This window comes from Caballeronia terrestris (assembly GCF_001544515.1).
In the GTDB taxonomy this organism is placed as follows: domain Bacteria; phylum Pseudomonadota; class Gammaproteobacteria; order Burkholderiales; family Burkholderiaceae; genus Caballeronia; species Caballeronia terrestris.
In genome coordinates, this window is record NZ_FCOL02000373.1 from 1 (window position 1) to 1,529 (window position 1,529).

2 protein-coding genes are annotated in these 1,529 nt (G+C 66.4%); both read left to right on the forward strand.

Annotated features, from left to right (window positions below):
- On the forward strand, window positions 1–619 hold a 619-nt coding region (locus AWB67_RS37520; protein ID WP_087660823.1), incomplete at its 5' end, for an SDR family oxidoreductase.
- A 58-nt stretch (window positions 620–677) separates the two neighbouring features.
- A partial coding sequence (locus AWB67_RS37525) for an FGGY family carbohydrate kinase (protein WP_268808172.1) occupies window positions 678–1,529 on the forward strand: 852 nt, incomplete at its 3' end.

Genomic DNA, 1,529 nt, shown 5'->3' on the forward strand with positions numbered 1-1,529 from the left:
GGACCGTGCGAAGGACAGGCTGGAGCAGCTTTGCGCGGAACTGGGGCCGAACGCGCTGCCACTGGTCGTGGATCTGCTGCAGCCGTCGGAGGTTTCCGCGTTGCTGCCGAAAATCCTCGATCTGGCCGGCGGCCTCGACATCTTTCATGCGAACGCCGGCGCCTATATCGGCGGCGACGTGCTCGATGGCAATCCGGACGAGTGGGATCGTGTGCTGAACCTGAACGTCAACGCTGCGTTCCGATCGGTTCACGCCGTGCTGCCGCACATGGTCGCGCAGAAATCGGGCGACATCATCTTCACGAGTTCGATCGCGGGCATCGTCCCGGTAGTGTGGGAGCCGATCTACACGGCCTCCAAATTCGCGGTGCAGGCCTTCGTCCACACGACCCGCCGCCAGCTCGCGAAGCATGGCGTGCGGGTGGGCGCGGTGGCGCCGGGGCCGGTCGTGACAGCGCTGCTCGACGACTGGCCGAAGGCGAAGATGGACGAGGCGCTCGCCTCGGGCAGCCTGATGCAGCCCAAAGAGGTCGCCGATGCGGTACTTTTCATGCTGACGCGGCCGCGCAACGTGACCATCCGCGATCTGGTTATCCTTCCGAACAGCGTCGATCTTTGAATCGCGCGACAGGTGCGGTCCATCGGCCCGAAATTTATCCAACAACAGGCAGTGAGCTATGACCTCAGAAAGCCCGACCCCTGGTGCGGCGGAAAGCCCGCGCTATGTCATCGGCGTGGACGTGGGCACGGGCAGCGCCCGCGCCGGCGTCTTCGACCCGGCCGGCCGCATGCTGGCTTCGGCCAAGCATGACATCACGCTGTTCCATGCGAGCGGCTCCATCGTCGAGCAGTCGAGCGGCGAGATCTGGAGCGCCGTGTGCCGTTCCGTGAAGGACGCGCTGTCGCAGGCGAAGGTGTCGCCCGATCAGATCGCCGGCATCGGCTTCGATGCCACTTGCTCGCTCGTCGTCCTGGGAGAGGGAGGGCGGCCTTTGCCCGTGGGCCCATCGGAACAAGCCGAACGCGATATCATCGTCTGGATGGACCACCGCGCGCTGGAGCAGGCGGAGCGCATCAACGCCACGGGCCACGAGGTGCTGAAATTCGTGGGCGGCAAGATCTCTCCGGAGATGGAAACACCGAAGCTCCTGTGGCTTCTCGAAAATCGGCCGGCCGTCTTCGCGGCCGCGTGGCAATTCTTCGACCTGACCGACTTCCTGACCTGGCGCGCGACCGGCGATCTGTCCAGATCGACGTGCACGGTCACCTGCAAATGGACCTATCTGGCGCACGAACGGCGCTGGGACGAGAGCTACTTCCGCAGCGTCGGGCTCAGCGTGCTGGCGGACGAAGCCTTTGCGCGCATCGGCCAGAGCGTTGTCGACCCGGGAACGCCGCTCGGGAGCGGCCTGACGGCAAGCGCCGCCGCGGAGCTCGGCCTGCGCACCGGGACGCCCGTCGCGGCGGGCGTGATCGATGCGCACGCTGGCGGGATCGGCACGGTCGGCGCGGAGGGCGAGCCCGAATCC